Source organism: Aureispira sp. CCB-QB1 (assembly GCF_000724545.1).
Classification (GTDB): Bacteria; Bacteroidota; Bacteroidia; order Chitinophagales; family Saprospiraceae; genus Aureispira.
The window spans coordinates 56,404-71,973 of sequence record NZ_JHBV01000042.1 but is presented as its reverse complement, the minus strand read 5'-3'; the positions used below and the strand labels follow the sequence as shown (position 1 = coordinate 71,973).

The following is a 15,570-nucleotide window of genomic DNA, read 5'->3' as shown; positions in this document are numbered from 1 at the left end:
ACTTTTACAATGAAAAACATCAAACTAGAGAGGCTATTAAAAGCAAATAAACTGGAGACTACAATACTCCCTGCTGATATTTATTTTTCAAAAACACTTGATATAAAAAGGGATAACATAAATCATAAATCTACAATTATTTCTCCTATAAGAATACAAAGATACAATTACATAGGCAAGGAAATTTATGTTCCTAAAAAAAATATTTCTAAAATATTAAATCCAAATCAAATAATTACAGATGAAAATACTAGCCACTAATTGTAAGATAACTAAAGGACTTCAAAGAGCTTGTATATCTGATTTTCAGCACCAAGAATTTTGGTTTATCCCACTAGAACTTGCAGCCTTTCTTGAGTATAAAAAGGATTATTCAGAACTAAGTAAACTAAGTGTAGATTTATTGCAAAAACTGGAGCTTTTAGATGTTGTTTTAGAGATAGATTCAAGTGACAAAAACTTTATGATTGAGATTCCACTTGACTTCGATGTTCCATATCATATTTCAAATGCTATTTTAGATTATAATGAAACATCTACATATAACTTTAAAAATATTCTTCATCAGCTAAAAGAGATAAATTGTCCTCATCTTGAAATCAGATTTTATGACGTTCTTGATTTTTTATTATTGTATTCTATTAGTGAAGTAAGTAAGAACTCTACTATAGAATCTATAGATGTATATCTTCCTTACGAAACTCATTTTCCATATAAAAAATTAGAAATGTTACGAGCTAATAATCTAAGATTTCGTTGGTTTTTTATACACAGCGTTCCATTAGAATTTACCCCTAAAAAAGAAGAGCACCAGTTTGTCAAACATACTAATCAGGTTATAACCGATCAAGGTCATTGTGGAGCAGTACATTACTTTTATTTTGAACCACACATTTCTGTTTTCACAGAATCCCAACACCACAACACCTGTCTTAATCGGAAAATATCTATCGACACAGATGGCAACATCAAAAACTGCCCCTCGATGCAACAATCCTTTGGACACATTAGCAATACGACCTTAGAAGAAGTCATTAAAAACCCAGCATTTACTAAAATGTGGGACATAAAAAAAGATGACATTGATAAATGTAAGACCTGTGAGTTTCGGCATATATGCACAGATTGTCGAGCTTATTTAGAAAACCCAGATGATTTATACGCTGCTCCCTTAAAATGTGGCTATAATCCCGAAACTTGTGAATGGGAGGAATGGAGCACCAATCCTCTAAAAGAAAAAGCCATCGAATACTATCAACTTCAATCGATACTCTAACCCAATCTTATTTTCCCAATTATGCCTCTAAAATTCCCATTTTACAAACAGCTAGATGCCATGGACTGTGGACCAACCTGCCTCAAAATGATTGCACAATGGCATGGCAAATCGGTACCTTTACAATACTTAAGAGAACAGAGTTACATTACTAGAGAGGGGGTATCTATGTTAGGTATTGCCGAAGCAGCAGAAAATATTGGCTATCGCACCATTGCTGTACAACTCCATTATGCAAAAGAAAAAGACACACTTGGTTTAATGCAGTTTCCGCTACCTTGCATTGCTTACTGGCAACAAAAACACTTTGTTGTTGTCTACAAAATCACTAAAACACATATTTGGGTTTCGGATCCAGCCGAGGGAAAATTAAAACTAAAGCGCTCCTTCTTCGAAAAGGGTTGGTTGAATAAAAATAAAAAGGGTATTGTTTTGGGTTTAGAAACAACACCTGCTTTCTATGCAGAAAATGTAGAAATGCAGAATACTTCTAATTGGAAGTATTTGATCGGATATATCAAACCATATAAGCGGTTAATTTTTCAGTTTATCTTGGGAATGATGACTGGCTTGGTTTTTCAATTGATGTTCCCTTTTCTTACTCAGTCATTAATTGATATTGGTGTCAATAATCAAAACATTAGCTTTGTTTCGTTGGTCTTAATTGCTCAACTAGTCTTGTCCATTAGTCAAGTTTTTGTTCGTTTTATCCAATCTTGGATTGTACTTAATATCGGGCGTCGAGTAAATGTCAATTTGATTGCTGATTTTTTAGCTAAGATGATGCGCTTGCCCTTAGGTTTTTTTGATGCTAAAAATGTAGGGGACTTGTACCAACGAATTAGTGACAACCATAGAGTAGAATCTTTTTTGACAGGATCAGTACTCAATATGCTCTTCTCAATAGTTACTGTTTTTGTATTTTCAAGTATTCTACTGTTATACAACAGCCTTATTTTTGTTGTTTTTTTATTTTTCTCTATTCTTTATTTGCTTTGGGTATGGGGCTTTTTAAAATGGCGCAAAGAGCTAGATTATATGGCGTTTCAACAAGCTTCAGATAATCAACAAGCATTGTATGAAATTATCAATGGTGTTCAAGAAATTAAGTTGCAAGGAAGTGAGCGAAAACGACGTTGGCAATGGGTAGAGATACAAGCCAAATTGTTCAGTGTTCAAACCAAATCATTGGCCTTGCGACAATATCAAGAATTTGGAGTACTACTCTTCTCTAGACTCAAGGATATATTGATCTCTTTTATTGCTGCATCAGCTGTTATTAATGGCGAAATGACGTTGGGAATGATGGTTGCTGTTCAATATATTGTGGGGCAATTAAACACTCCTTTCCAACAGTTTATAAGCTTTGTCTATGCTGCTCAAGATGCCAAAATCAGCTTGGAACGTATGAATGAAATCACCGCTGAAAAAGATGAAAATACAACAACAGTCCATTCTATACAACAACTGCCCAAAACATTCGATTTAAAGTTAGAAAAATTGTCTTTTAGTTATACGCCTATTGCTTCTCCTGTTTTAAAAGAATTAAACTTAACTATTCCTGCTGGCAAAACAACGGCTATTGTTGGTGCTAGTGGTAGCGGCAAAACTACTTTGCTAAAATTATTACTAGGATTTTACGAACCTATCAACGGAAAAATATCAGTTGCAAAAACACCCTTATCCTCTATTGACAAACGCTATTGGCGAAGCCTTTGTGGCACTGTAATGCAAGATGGGTATATTTTTTCAGATACCATTGCTCAAAATATTGCCGAAAGCGATACCTCTATTGATTATAAAAAATTACATCAAGCGATTGAAATTGCCAATATTAGCGACTTGATTGCTACGCTTCCGTTAGGATACAATACAATGATTGGCTCTAAAGGGAGTGGCATATCACAGGGGCAAAAACAGCGTATTCTTATCGCTAGGGCGGTCTATAAAAATCCTGATGTATTGTTTTTAGACGAAGCAACCAACGCTTTGGATGCTACAAACGAACGAGAAATTGTGGAAAAACTAAACCAATTTTTAGCTTCCAAAACGGTTATTGTAGTAGCACATCGACTAAGCACCGTCATGAATGCGGATCAAATCATTGTCTTGGATAATGGCAAAATTGTAGAGCAGGGTACGCACCAAACATTATTAAACCAAAAAGGAAAATATTATCAACTTGTCCAAAACCAATTGGATGTGGAACAAGTAGGTGCCAATTAAAAAACATATAAAATGCCAGATAACACACCAACTACGGAATTCACATTGGTAGAGCAAGCGATGGGCAACCCTCTAGGATGGTTGACCTATTGGGGGATTACTGTTCTTTCACTTTTTTTAAGTATTGTCCTAGGAATTGCAGCCGTAATCAGCTACCCTGATGTCTTACAAGCAAAAGCTACGACTTATATCAACCGTCCACCAGTTGAGGTTTTCGCCAAACAGACAAAAACCATCAACACACTTTTAGTCCAAGAAAAAGATACCATTGAATGTAATACTCCTTTAATTATTTTTGAATCATCTGCTGCTTGGGAAGCCGTATTAACATTAGACACTTTATTAAAAAACAAAAACACCCCTATTAACACTAAATATCTATTAGCAAGCAACTTAGGTACACTCAATACAGCATACCAAGAGCTAGTCCTGTTAGAACAACAAATTAAAGATGCCTACACAACAGATATTACACCTGATCGTATAAGAACTATAAAAAAGGAGATTGAACAAAACAAAGCACTTAATGCCTCCTTATTAAAACAAAAAGAAGTGTTCGAAAAAGAGCTAAATAACATCCGAAAAGATTGGGAACGCTCCAAAATATTACTACAAGATGGCGTTATTAGTCCACAAGAGTTTGAGCAAAAAGAAAATGTTTATTGGCAGAGCAAACGTTCTTTTCATCAAATGGAATCTACACTTATTTCTAATCAAATAAAAATCCAACAATTAAGCCTGCAAATTCCTGAATCTGAAAAACAAAAGCATGACTTCTTTTTTAAATTGATAACCGAACGTTCAAAAAAATACGAAGTACTCAAAACAGCTATAGGGAAATGGAAAAAAGAACATATTCTCTATGCTCCTATTGCTGGTGTATTAGAGTTTAATTCTATAACATTAGAAGGAAATCAAATATCTCCCGACATTCCTGTGCTAACAATCTTGCCCAATACAGCACAAAAACAAGCATTTTTAAAAGCACTAATGGATGCCAATGGCATTGGTAAAGTTGCTGTTGGTCAAAAGGCTACTGTTTCTTTTAATAATTACCCCTCTGCTGAATATGGGATATTAACAGCAGAAGTTGTTGAAATTGCTCCTATCCCAACCGATAATCAGTATGAAGTCTTGCTAAAACTTCCGCAAAGTTGGGTTACCAACTATGGGGTCTCCATCCCTAAACAACAAAAAATGAATGCTCATATTGCCATACAAACCAAGGAATTCACACTTTTGGAGCGTATCTTTTCTGGCTTGTTGGACGTGTTAAAAAATTAGGCACAGCAGTTTAATTAGGTTCTAAATTTGCTGTAATCCAGAAAAATGCGGTTCTAGACTTTAGGTAAGTTACTTGTTGTTTGATTAATTTAAGTTGTGCATCTAGCAATTGATTTTCTCGTGTATTGACCATAAACACAGAAGATTCTCCAATAGAAAACTTTATTCTTTCTGCCTCCAACAACGTAGCGTAATTTTGAACCATGCTTTCAATGGTTGTTGTTTGCAAAGCAAAATTTTGAACTTCGTTGAAATAGTTTTCTACCTTAATTTGTAGATCTCTACGCTTTGCTTCTTGTTGATAACTGGTTGCTTTGAGTTTTAGCTTGACCAACTCTAAGTCTGCTCGCTCTTTTCGAATAAAAATAGGCATACTAAATTTCAATCCTAATTTATAATTTTCGATAGGAGCGGCAGCACTAACAGGGAAAAAATCGACATGCTCTGTTGACAAGAAATTATATTTAAAATCTAACTTAGGTAGTAATTTATTCACTTTCAGTTTGCGTTCTAAATCCAAATTTTGCAACTTAAAATCGTACATCAAAATATTAGGATGCTGTTGAAGTTGGCTTAGACTATTTTCCAATAAACTCTCTGCCAAAGGTTGCATGGCCAATTGTGCCAACCCCACAGGATACATTCCTTCTTGCAAAACAAGAGGCTCTTGTTGGTCACTCCAAAGATACGCAGAGACCAGACGAGCAGCATTCTGCACTTCAATACGTTTATTGGCTAATAATACGGCTCGTTCTTGGATTTGAATAAAGGACTTTAAGGTATCTACGGCAGGTTTATCCCCCTCTATAAAAGACCTTTTGGTCGCCTCAAATTGCGTTTGAGCATTTTTTAAAGATTCTTCGACAACCAATAATTCGCTGTACACTTTCACCCAATCCCAATAAGTTTTTCCTGCTTTGTATAACAAATCATTGAGCAAAGCTTGTATTTCTACCTCGCTTGCCCCCAACATTAACTTAGCTTGCTGCAAAGTAGTTCTACGCTCACTCGTCCACAAACCATTTAACAAAGGAATTTTGATACCTAAATAAGCTTGCCCTGCTTCTGGAAGTTTGTTTTCAGGATTTAGATAATAACCATTTGCATAATTATACCCTGCCTCAAGAGCTATATCAGACCAAATCGGAACTTTTAAGTGTGCATTGAGGATATTGTAATAATTTTTTTTGTCAAAGTTTTTAAAATCCCAGTTGGCACCTACCTTAGGGTCAAAGCCTCCTCTTGCCTTTTTTAAATATTGAGCAGCTTGATCTCGCTGCAAGTTAATCTGTCTTGCAATAGGATGATTTTGATAAATCTCTTGTAAAAATTGCTCATAGGTTAGTAATAAAGAATCCGTTTGCCCGACCAATATATTGGTACTACAAAAAAGTACTAACGCTATTAAAACAGGTTTTGTAATAGAATGCTTCATCACTTCTTTAAATGCTTGATAGGGGCTTTTAATTTTACTTCTTCGGTTTTTGTTTCCTCATAAAAATCAGGCGGGAAGCCATTCAGTTGACGCCAAAACTCGTACCACAACGGAACATCATTCAGCATAATCAATGTACTAGCTCCTGTTCCTACTCGCAAGGCTTCTGGCCAGGGTTTGGCATTCGGTTCCTTGCTTGGAGAAATTAAAATTCGGTACAAACCATTTTCATTAGCAACATTATCAATAGCAATAATTTCGCCACTAAATGTACCATAAGACTGGTTGGGCCAACCAGAGAAAACAAAAGCAGGCCAACCATCAAAAACAAAACGAACCTCTTCGCTCAATTGCAATAAAGGATAGTCCATTGGTCGAATATAAGTTTCGACCGCAAGTTGATAATCCGTTGGCATAATTGCTAGCATTGGATCTGTTTCCTTCACTAATTCGCCAATACCTTTACGATAGATTTTAGTAATATAACCATCTTGTGGTGCTATAATATGATACAAATTCGAACGACGTTCATAGTTAGCATATTGATTTTGGAGCTTGGCAATTTGACTTTCTGCATCATAAATACTGGATAAAGCACTAGAACGTTCAGAACGCACCTTTGCCATCTTATCGGCATAATTACTACGCACACTACTCAATTCAATTTGTGCATTTAGCAATTCATTTTTTGTACTCAAATATTTATTTTGTGTTGCAATCAACTTTGCCTCTGTCTCTTGCATTTTATTCCGTTTATCCTCTACATCTGTTTTTGATTTAATGCCTTGTTCGTATAGCGTATCTGTTCGGTTAAACTGTTTCACGGCAATTTGGTAAGCTGTTTGTGCCGCATTAACCGCCATACTATCTGAAGTAGCTTTTAACCGATACTGCTTTACTTTATTTTCTGTTTGTTCCAACTTGAAATTCAAAGCATCTTGCATCGCATCCAATTGTTGTGACAAAGCTTCTGATTTTTGATTGTAAGCTGTTCGGGCAGCTTGTTTGGCGTTGACTTGATTTTTTGTTCGTTCTAATAATTGAGGATCAAAATAATCTGCTTTAACCTCTGACAAATAAGCCAACGTATCCCCTGCTTTAACAGATTCCCCCTCTCGAACGTACCATTTCTCAATTTTTCCTGCAATCGTGCTATAAACACTTTGTGGGCGATGTTCGGGGCGTAGGGTAGTTACTTTTCCTTTGGCAGAAATATTCTGTGTCCAAGGCAACATGACTATAATAATAAGCATGACAAAAAAGCCGATCACCCAATAAGCCAATTTTCGTGTTGTATCCAGTTGGGTTACTTTCTCGAATGCAGGATAATTTTCTAAGCCTTTATTCTCTATCGTATTTTCTGATATATTTAGCATTCTTTCATTTTAGTTTAAAACATCATCAAATAACTGATCAAAATAAGGTTGTGCCTCTAAGGCTTGGTACGAACCATTAAATATAATTTGCCCTTGATCCATTACAACAACTCGGTCACAAGCTCTTGCCATCTTAGCACTTCGGCTTACAGCAATCAATGTCCAAGGGTTTTCTTTGTTTGTTAAAATCTCTATAATGCGCTTGGTATCATCGGAACTCATGCTATATAATAAAGGTTCCGTTACCACCAATTTAGGCATATCAACAATACAACGTGCCAAAATAATTTTCTTAATAACGCTCTGAGGCAGACGTTCTCCATCAGATGAAATCATAGTATTCAATCCCTCTGGCTGACTTTTGATAAACTCAGATAAACTAATCTTTTTGCAAACTTCAATAACATCTTGAATGGTAACATTAGAGCGCCCCATTGTAATGTTTTTGATTAATGTGCCATGAAAAAGGTGTTCTTCTGTAACATGATCTCCGATGTATGAACGCAAGCTTGCAATATTCATATTTTTTCGGGGGATATCATTGTATGAAATTGTCCCTGAAAAATTGTTATACAAACCCATGATTACCTTCAGCAAAGTTGACTTTCCAGAGGCACTAGCTCCAACAACACAAACCCTTTCCCCCGATTTAATCTCTAGAGAAATATGATCTAATATTTTTTGTTTGTCCTCCTTTGTCTCATAAGTTAGATTATTGATATTAATAGACATTCCATTGGGACAATAAATTTCTTTGAAATCCAAGCCTGTTTCTTCTTCTAGAGGAAGATCGGTTACCAAACCAATTTTTTCAACAGCTGTCAACAAATCAAAGATTGTTTCCATTCCCATTACAATTTTGTCCAATGCATTCAGAATAATAATGATAACGATTTCTGAAGCTACAAATTGACCAATATTCAACTCATTGTTAATTACCAACAAACCACCAATAGATAACAATGCTGCGGTAGCTAAAGTTTTCAAAATGATAACACTAACCATTTGTACTTTGACAATACGGAAATGCTTTTTTCGGTAATCCAAGTATCCTGTTACTAAATCATCTGTTTTCTCTAATGGATATTTTGTTCGTCCAGCCAATTTAAATGATCCCATTGTTCGTCCCAACTCTTCGAGCCAATAAGCTACCTTGTATTTATATTTTGACTCCAACAAGCTAGAAGACAAACCTGGCGAAAAGGTACTAACAACAATAATTGCAATTAGTATTAATAGTATAAATCCGAAGAAGACAAAGAAAGGATGATATAAGGAAAGTAAAATAAGACCAAAAACAATTTGCAAAGATGCAGCGGACAAATCAACCAAGATCTTTGGGATTCCTTTTTGAATCGACAAGGTATCAAAAAAGCGATTTGCTAGTTCGGGAGCGTATTCATTTTTGATAGACTCCATCTGTAAACGAGGCATTCTATATGCAAAGTCGAAGGCAGCACGGGTAAAAATTCTTTGTTGAATGGTCTCCGTAATGATATGCTGCATCAATTTCATAGCTCCTGCTACTCCTGTTCCTAAGGCAACGATAAACGTCAGAACAATCCAAGAGGAAGAGACTTGGTTTAAAGCAATTAGATTGATAATTGCCTGTATCCCTACAGGAATGGTTAAACTAATGATCCCCTCAAATATAGCATATATATATATAAATATTATGTCTTTTTTATCAAGTCGCAACAACCGAAAAAAACGCTTTAAGGGATGTCCCTTTAGTGTATCCATAGCAAAGCTAATTTTTAAAATAGTAAACCTATTATTAAATAGTACGTATGAAACAAAGAAAACTATTTTTTGTTGTAAAATATGCTTTTTTTATCAAAAAAAGCCACCCTTGACAAATCAAAGGTGGCTTCTATTGAAACATTAATAAATTATTATTTAATACTCGCCGTTGGTGACTTTGTGTTAACCACCTTGACACTAGCAGGTACCAATACAATATAACTTATTATTTCTTTGCACTCTTCTCCTTTTACCAACAATACATTCATATTCTTCTTACGAGTAATATTCAAAGTTTGAGTTGTAGCATCGGTTGTGCTTTCTAAAGCATAACGACCTGAATTCACTAAAAAATCCAACATAGCGCTATTGTTCACAGTAGCTAACTTGATATGAGATTCGATAATGATCCTACTACCTTTGGTTTCTTTTATTTCTATATTGTCTGTATCTAAATCTAGGTTAATAGTTGCAATATTGGCTGCTGAAATCATTTCATTCGCAGATGCCGTTGCTTGGGCAAATAAACTGCTCGAAATTATTACAGAAAACAAAATTGTAGCAAAAAATTTCATGATAAAAATAAATTCATTTTGTGTTAAAAACTTGGGAATAAACGTGTTTTGATTTTAGGGTAATATCAACGTAAGCACAAAGATAATTTAATGTTATCAAAAAAGCAAGCCTGTTTTTATATTAGATATATTCACAATATTTTGTTTTACCTCTACCTATATTTATATAAATAATACGTCTCTTTCTGTCTTCCTCTTTATTTGGCTATAAAAACTTGGCTCCAAATTAAATTTTAGTTTTTTAGATTTTGTTGTTGTATAACGATTTCTAAAGTTCAAAACTTTAACATTTCAATTAACAGTAAGGAACAAAAAAAAAGACTTAATGTTTATCAATACATTAAGTCTTTTTTATTTTATATGAAATATCCTTTTATTCTTTTCCATCTACTAAAGTGCTGTTATTCGCAAATTTAACACTCGTAGGCATATATATCGTATATTCCAAAACCTCAACACATTCTTCGCCTTTTATAATCAAAATATCATTTGTTTTTTTAGATGAAATCGTCAATTCTCTTGTGGTAGCATCTGTTGTTTTAATCAAATCATAGCGACCGCTATTACAAACAAAGTCAAGCAGACGATCATTTGGAAGTGAAATAGTTACTTTTGTCTCGACTAAGATTCTAGAACCTTTTGTCTCCTTCATCTCTACCCTTTTTGCCACTACGTTAATATTTACCTTTTCCGCTGCATCCAACGTAAACGTTTGATGAAGTGTTTTGGACACCTGACCGAAACTCGTCCCCATAGCAACCCAGCAAAACAGCAATGTTATGTAAACTTTTAACTTCATTGTTTGGGCATTTTTTCTTTGTTATTCATTTTAGTCGTTAGCATTCTTGTTTTACATTCAAAACAAACTCAATAGATCTTTTGCTTTTCACGAAAAATATCTTTCTTTAGTATGTCTAAGCAAAATAAGGTTTGAGCTCAAATTTCTTAGAAATCTCTCAATTATTGGGAATAAAAAAAGTCATTTTTCTTTAATAGTTTGTTTTTTCATGCTTAAAATTAATTTCTTTGGCAAGAATAACCAACAGATAATCAAAGCAATAAATTCAGCTGAACATTTTCAATCTATGCAAAGATGAATTATTATCATTTTATTGGGGAATAGAATAATTTTCTATGTGTTTGTTTTATTGTTTTTCTTTTTTTCAAAAGAAAAAATTCCCCAGACAAAAGTAAGTGAATTATATTGATAATTCCTAACAACAGATAAAATATTGCTTAAATTTACACATAATTTTTATTCTATGCAAACCAAGAATTTCATACAGTTTAGTAATATTTCTATCTATCGCAATAAAATATTAGTCCTAAAAAACATTAATATTTCTATTCGAAGAGGTGATTTTGTGTACCTACTTGGTCAAACAGGAAGTGGCAAGAGTGCGCTGCTTGAAACGATATACGCTCAACAGCCCATCCAACAAGGAACGCTAGTCGTAGACCAAATGCCTGTGCACCAAATTGACCAAAATACTCAACCTTATTTAAGGCGAAAAATAGGTTTGGTTAGCCATTCATTTCCACTCAATACCAATTTATCCGTTTATCAAAATCTAGAATTCGTATTAACAGCAACAGATTGGACAGATGCCAATAATAGAGCAACTAGAATTCACCAAGTATTGCAACTACTAAAGATTACAGCTTTAGAAAAGCAAAAAACAGACCAATTAACTAAAAAAGAATATGTTCAGGTTTTGATTGCTCGTGCCTTATTAAATAGCCCTTCTATATTATTATTAGATGCCCCCGTTCAACATTTGGACGTACAAGCAGCACAAGAAATCCTTCGTTTTGTCTATCAATATGCCCAAAACAACACTACAACCGTACTTTTTGCTACTGTAAACAACAAAATTCCCCAATTGATCGCAGGCGACAAAGTGCTCTTATGTCAAGAAAATACAGTCGAAGAAATGGAATAAAAAAAGTTTTTCGACTTGATTTATACTCTAACATCAGATGTGCTAAAATTTAATCAAATAGAAAAACTCTTTCAAAATGGGAAATTTATTTTTCATATTGACTCCATGCAGTATACCCTCCATCCAAGTCATAAATCTTTTTAAACCCTAATTCTTTACAAATAGCGCTCGCTTTACCGCTACGCCCTCCTTTAGCACAAAAAACAAATACAGGACGCTCTAAATCCAATTTTGCCATTTCTTCTTTAAAATTTTCTCCAAAAAAGTCAATATTGATTGCTGAACCAATTGTTCCTCCTGCAAATTCATCAGAAGTTCTAACATCTATCAACTGTACAGATTCTGTTTCTTTGATTTTTTGATCAAAATCCTTGCACGACAATAACTCGACCTGTTCTACCGATGCAACACTTCCATTTCCACAAGCGATAAATACAGTCAATGACAATAAGCTAATTGCAAATAAATTTAATAGTTTCATTTTTTATTTATTTTTGTTGTATCAAATTTTTTAATAGTTCTCTTTTACATTACTTCGTTAAAATCATGTAGTAGCAGCGTAGCTAAACTGATGCGATTTAACTTCGCTGCTACTATGTGGCACTTTGAGTACTTTGCTTTTTGTAAAAAACGAAACAAACAAGCTTGCGTTCTCATGAGCATAGCGAACTAATTCATGGACTACTATTTTATAACACAAAATTACTAATAAAAATGGAAAAAGTAATTGCTTTAGGTTGCGACCATGCTGGCTTTGATTACAAAGAAGCTGTTATCAAGCTATTAAAAGAACGTGGATATACCATTAACGACAAAGGAACCAACTCGCAGGACTCCGTAGATTATCCAGATTTTGTACACCCCGTCGCCAATGACATTGAAGCAGGCAAGGCTGAATGTGGTATTGTTATGTGTGGCAGTGGCAATGGAGTTGCGATCACCGTAAACAAGCATGCTGGCATCCGTGCTGCACTTTGTTGGACCGAAGAACTAGCCGAACTAGCTCGTCAACACAACAATGCAAATGTTTTAGCAATTCCTGTACGTTTTGTTAGTGAACCAATAGCTTTAGATATGGTTCGTGCTTTTTTAGATACCGAATTTGAAGGTGGACGTCATCAACGTAGAGTTGACAAAATCGATTTGAAATAGTTCTTATATTATAATCGTCCAATATCATCAATCGTCGTTTGCAACTAGCACCTTTGTGCAAACTCACCATTAATCAATCAATTATTTTTTATGAATACACTTAGTATCCAATCCAAAGACAACTATCTTGTTGTTCAATTAGATCGTGGCAAAGCCAATGCACTTAACCAAGAAATGATTAACGAATTACGTCAATTAATTCGCAACACCGAAGCCGACGATGCCATCGAAGGGATTATCTTAACAGGTAAGCCTCATTTTTTTAGCGGTGGCGTAGATTTGCTCGAAGTTTATTATTACGATTCTGAAGGCATCCGAAATTTCTGGGGATCATTTTTGCAGCTGGCAACAGAGATGTTAGCATTTAGTAAACCTCTTATCGCATCTATTACTGGGCATAGTCCAGCTGGTGGCTGTATTTTGGCTTGTGCTTGTGATTATCGTGTCATGGCTATCGGCGATAAGTATCAAATTGGTCTCAATGAAATGGCCGTTGGTATTGCTCCTAGAGAGAGTATTCTACACCTTTATTCCTTTTGGATTGGGCAACGTAAAGCCTATCAGTATTTGTTAGAAGGTTATTTGATGAATGGTAAAGAAGCCTTGGAAATTGGCTTAGTAGATGAGTTAGTTCCTCTGGATCAAACCCTCATACAAGCAGAACAAAAGATGCAGCAATACTTAAAGTTACCAAAGAGTGCCTTTCGACAAACTAAAAAATCCTTAAAAGGAGGTTTGGTTCAAGCAATGTCTGCCAACTTTGAACAAGATTTAGAGTTGCTGCACCAACAGCTGATGTCCAAAGAGAGTCGAACTATTATGGGACAGGTTGTTCAGTTTTTGGAATCTAGAAAAGGGTAAAAAAAAATGAAAATTGGCTATTAGTAGCCAATTTTCATTTTTTTTTATTGCCCTCAAACCATCCTTGCTGTTCCAATTCTGCTATCAATTGAGGGGCAGCCTTTCTATAACCTCCTTAGCTCATTGCTTGAATAATGTCATATTTAGTAACAATATGACTTGTTCCTGCTTTGTCCACAGCAATCACTGCTGGAGATTTTTTATTGATATACAAATTCAGCTTATTGATAGGTAGCGTTTCTTCAACCGTAGGGAAAGGATCAACCATAATTTTTTCAATTTGCTGATCGCTGTTTTCCATTGGATTTGCCAACAAACAAGTCAACACATCATTTTCGTTCAAAGCACCTACAATTTTTCCTTCTTTTAACACAGGCATTTGAGAGATGTCATTTTCTTTCATCAGTTTCAACGCTTCTTTTACTGTTTGTTCAGCATCAATCGAGAAGAACGTTTTATTCTCTTTTTGAGCAATAACATCTTTTACCGTCATTACATCATCCAAGAAACCACGCTCACGCATCCACTCATCATTAAACATCTTTCCAATATAACGACTAGCATGATCGTGAAATAGTACGACCAACAAGTCATCCTCTTTTAGTTGACTCGCCAACTGATTAACTCCTGCAATTGCTGCTCCGGCAGAGTTTCCAACCATAATACCTTCTAAACGAGCCAAATCACGGGTTGCCACAGCGGCATCTTTGTCCGTTACTTTTTCAAATAGATCAATCGTTTCAAAATCTACATTTTTAGGCAAAATATCTTCACCAATTCCCTCTGTGATATAAGGATAGATTTCATTTTCATCAAAAACCCCTGTTTCATGATACTTTTTAAATACAGAACCGTAGGTATCAATTCCCCAGATTTTGATATTTGGATTCTTTTCTTTTAGGTATTTACCTACTCCAGAAATAGTACCTCCAGTACCAACACCAACTACAAAATGCGTAATTTTTCCTTCTGTTTGTTCCCAAATTTCGGGTCCTGTACTTTCATAATGTGCTTCACGATTCGATAAATTATCATACTGATTTGCCCAATAAGAATTTGGAATTTCATTGTTCAATCGTTCTGCAATAGAATAATAAGAACGAGGATCATCTGGTGCTACATTCGTTGGACAAACGATTACTTCTGCTCCTACAGCACGCAACAAATCAATTTTTTCTTTTGACTGCTTATCACTAGTTGTAAAAATACATTTATACCCTTTTACAACTGCTGCAATAGCAATTCCCATTCCTGTATTTCCTGAAGTACACTCAATGATTGTTCCACCAGGCTTCAAGTCGCCACGCTTTTCAGCATCTTCAATCATTTTCAAAGCCATACGATCTTTCACAGAATTACCTGGGTTGGTAGTTTCTACCTTAGCCAATACCGTACAAGGTACGTCTTTTACAATTTTATTCAGTTTAACAAGAGGTGTATTTCCAATCGTTTCCAGAATGTTATTATAATACTTAGCCATTTTTTGTTTTTGTTTTGTTATGTAGTTAGTTGCTAACCAATAAATCGTTGTATTTTTTTTGTGGTAAAGACTTTCATCAATCAATTATTATTTTAACAAAATAAAAACTGAAATAAGAAACAACGAATTATTAGACAGCGCAAAGGTAATAAAAGTATCCTGTGATATAAGTTAAAAATACCTTAATTTAATAACTGAACAATTCCTTGTCACAATCTA

General features: G+C 34.8%; 14 protein-coding genes. 7 read left to right on the top strand and 7 right to left on the bottom strand.

Annotation, left to right across the window (positions count from 1 at the left end):
• Positions 1–9 precede the first annotated feature (9 nt).
• Genes CG11_RS22500 through CG11_RS22485 form a run of 4 tightly spaced genes read left to right on the top strand, consistent with a single transcriptional unit; the run spans position 10 to position 4,786 of the window.
• A complete protein-coding gene (locus tag CG11_RS22500; protein ID WP_052599111.1) occupies positions 10–261 on the top strand; it encodes a hypothetical protein in 252 nt (83 codons plus the stop codon).
• On the top strand, positions 242–1,276 hold the full coding sequence (gene gwsS / locus CG11_RS22495) for a grasp-with-spasm system SPASM domain peptide maturase (protein WP_052599110.1): 1,035 nt from the start codon (positions 242–244) through the stop codon (positions 1,274–1,276). The genes CG11_RS22500 and gwsS overlap by 20 nt, the downstream gene beginning before the upstream one ends.
• Positions 1,277–1,297: 21 nt before the next feature.
• Positions 1,298–3,502, top strand: a complete 2,205-nt coding sequence (locus CG11_RS22490) for a peptidase domain-containing ABC transporter (RefSeq protein WP_052599109.1) — start codon at positions 1,298–1,300, stop codon at positions 3,500–3,502.
• A gap of 12 nt (positions 3,503–3,514) precedes the next feature.
• The gene (locus CG11_RS22485; RefSeq protein WP_052599108.1) at positions 3,515–4,786 is read left to right on the top strand and encodes an HlyD family secretion protein; all 1,272 of its coding nucleotides are present in this window, start codon (positions 3,515–3,517) and stop codon (positions 4,784–4,786) included.
• Between the two features lie 10 nt (positions 4,787–4,796).
• On the opposite strand, the gene CG11_RS22480 is transcribed toward CG11_RS22485, so the two are convergent.
• From CG11_RS22480 to CG11_RS22460, 5 genes are all read right to left on the bottom strand, one after another.
• Positions 4,797–6,221 carry a TolC family protein gene (locus CG11_RS22480; RefSeq protein ID WP_052599107.1) on the bottom strand — a complete coding sequence of 475 codons (1,425 nt, stop codon included), beginning with the start codon at positions 6,219–6,221 and terminating at the stop codon, positions 4,797–4,799.
• A complete protein-coding gene (locus tag CG11_RS22475; RefSeq protein ID WP_052599106.1) occupies positions 6,221–7,597 on the bottom strand; it encodes an HlyD family secretion protein in 1,377 nt (458 codons plus the stop codon). The genes CG11_RS22480 and CG11_RS22475 overlap by 1 nt, the downstream gene beginning before the upstream one ends.
• 9 nt (positions 7,598–7,606) lie before the next feature.
• Positions 7,607–9,340, bottom strand: coding sequence for a peptidase domain-containing ABC transporter (locus CG11_RS22470; protein WP_052599105.1), 1,734 nt, complete (start codon positions 9,338–9,340; stop codon positions 7,607–7,609).
• A 152-nt stretch (positions 9,341–9,492) separates the two neighbouring features.
• Positions 9,493–9,915 (bottom strand): hypothetical protein, encoded by a 423-nt coding sequence (locus CG11_RS22465; RefSeq protein ID WP_052599104.1) that lies wholly within the window; start codon positions 9,913–9,915, stop codon positions 9,493–9,495.
• A gap of 373 nt (positions 9,916–10,288) precedes the next feature.
• A complete protein-coding gene (locus CG11_RS22460) occupies positions 10,289–10,714 on the bottom strand; it encodes a hypothetical protein (protein WP_052599103.1) in 426 nt (141 codons plus the stop codon).
• A 463-nt stretch (positions 10,715–11,177) separates the two neighbouring features.
• Between CG11_RS22460 and CG11_RS22455 the strand changes: the two genes are divergently transcribed.
• Positions 11,178–11,858, top strand: coding sequence for an ATP-binding cassette domain-containing protein (locus CG11_RS22455; protein WP_052599102.1), 681 nt, complete (start codon positions 11,178–11,180; stop codon positions 11,856–11,858).
• Positions 11,859–11,943: 85 nt separating this feature from the next.
• On the opposite strand, the gene CG11_RS22450 is transcribed toward CG11_RS22455, so the two are convergent.
• Positions 11,944–12,339, bottom strand: a complete 396-nt coding sequence (locus CG11_RS22450; RefSeq protein WP_052599101.1) for a rhodanese-like domain-containing protein — start codon at positions 12,337–12,339, stop codon at positions 11,944–11,946.
• A 233-nt stretch (positions 12,340–12,572) separates the two neighbouring features.
• Here CG11_RS22450 and rpiB point away from each other — a divergent pair, with 233 nt between their 5' ends.
• Together rpiB and CG11_RS22440 are read left to right on the top strand one after the other, a co-directional pair.
• A complete protein-coding gene (gene rpiB / locus CG11_RS22445) occupies positions 12,573–13,010 on the top strand; it encodes a ribose 5-phosphate isomerase B (RefSeq protein WP_052599100.1) in 438 nt (145 codons plus the stop codon).
• Positions 13,011–13,100: 90 nt separating this feature from the next.
• Entirely contained in the window at positions 13,101–13,871 is a 771-nt protein-coding gene (locus tag CG11_RS22440; protein WP_052599099.1) for an enoyl-CoA hydratase/isomerase family protein, read from the top strand.
• A gap of 115 nt (positions 13,872–13,986) precedes the next feature.
• Here CG11_RS22440 and CG11_RS22435 read toward each other — a convergent pair whose 3' ends face one another.
• On the bottom strand, positions 13,987–15,351 hold the full coding sequence (locus tag CG11_RS22435; protein ID WP_052599226.1) for a pyridoxal-phosphate dependent enzyme: 1,365 nt from the start codon (positions 15,349–15,351) through the stop codon (positions 13,987–13,989).
• Positions 15,352–15,570 lie beyond the last annotated feature (219 nt).

Excerpts from the sequence above, each read along its gene's own strand:
- CG11_RS22500 (WP_052599111.1), top strand. The coding sequence starts at position 10 with ATGAAAAACATCAAACTAGAGAGGCTATTAAAAGCAAATAAACTGGAG.
- gwsS (WP_052599110.1), top strand. The coding sequence starts at position 242 with ATGAAAATACTAGCCACTAATTGTAAGATAACTAAAGGACTTCAAAGA.
- CG11_RS22490 (WP_052599109.1), top strand. The coding sequence starts at position 1,298 with ATGCCTCTAAAATTCCCATTTTACAAACAGCTAGATGCCATGGACTGT.
- CG11_RS22485 (WP_052599108.1), top strand. The coding sequence starts at position 3,515 with ATGCCAGATAACACACCAACTACGGAATTCACATTGGTAGAGCAAGCG.
- CG11_RS22480 (WP_052599107.1), bottom strand. The coding sequence starts at position 6,221 with ATGAAGCATTCTATTACAAAACCTGTTTTAATAGCGTTAGTACTTTTT.
- CG11_RS22475 (WP_052599106.1), bottom strand. The coding sequence starts at position 7,597 with ATGCTAAATATATCAGAAAATACGATAGAGAATAAAGGCTTAGAAAAT.
- CG11_RS22470 (WP_052599105.1), bottom strand. The coding sequence starts at position 9,340 with ATGGATACACTAAAGGGACATCCCTTAAAGCGTTTTTTTCGGTTGTTG.
- CG11_RS22465 (WP_052599104.1), bottom strand. The coding sequence starts at position 9,915 with ATGAAATTTTTTGCTACAATTTTGTTTTCTGTAATAATTTCGAGCAGT.
- CG11_RS22460 (WP_052599103.1), bottom strand. The coding sequence starts at position 10,714 with ATGAAGTTAAAAGTTTACATAACATTGCTGTTTTGCTGGGTTGCTATG.
- CG11_RS22455 (WP_052599102.1), top strand. The coding sequence starts at position 11,178 with ATGCAAACCAAGAATTTCATACAGTTTAGTAATATTTCTATCTATCGC.
- CG11_RS22450 (WP_052599101.1), bottom strand. The coding sequence starts at position 12,339 with ATGAAACTATTAAATTTATTTGCAATTAGCTTATTGTCATTGACTGTA.
- rpiB (WP_052599100.1), top strand. The coding sequence starts at position 12,573 with ATGGAAAAAGTAATTGCTTTAGGTTGCGACCATGCTGGCTTTGATTAC.
- CG11_RS22440 (WP_052599099.1), top strand. The coding sequence starts at position 13,101 with ATGAATACACTTAGTATCCAATCCAAAGACAACTATCTTGTTGTTCAA.
- CG11_RS22435 (WP_052599226.1), bottom strand. The coding sequence starts at position 15,351 with ATGGCTAAGTATTATAATAACATTCTGGAAACGATTGGAAATACACCT.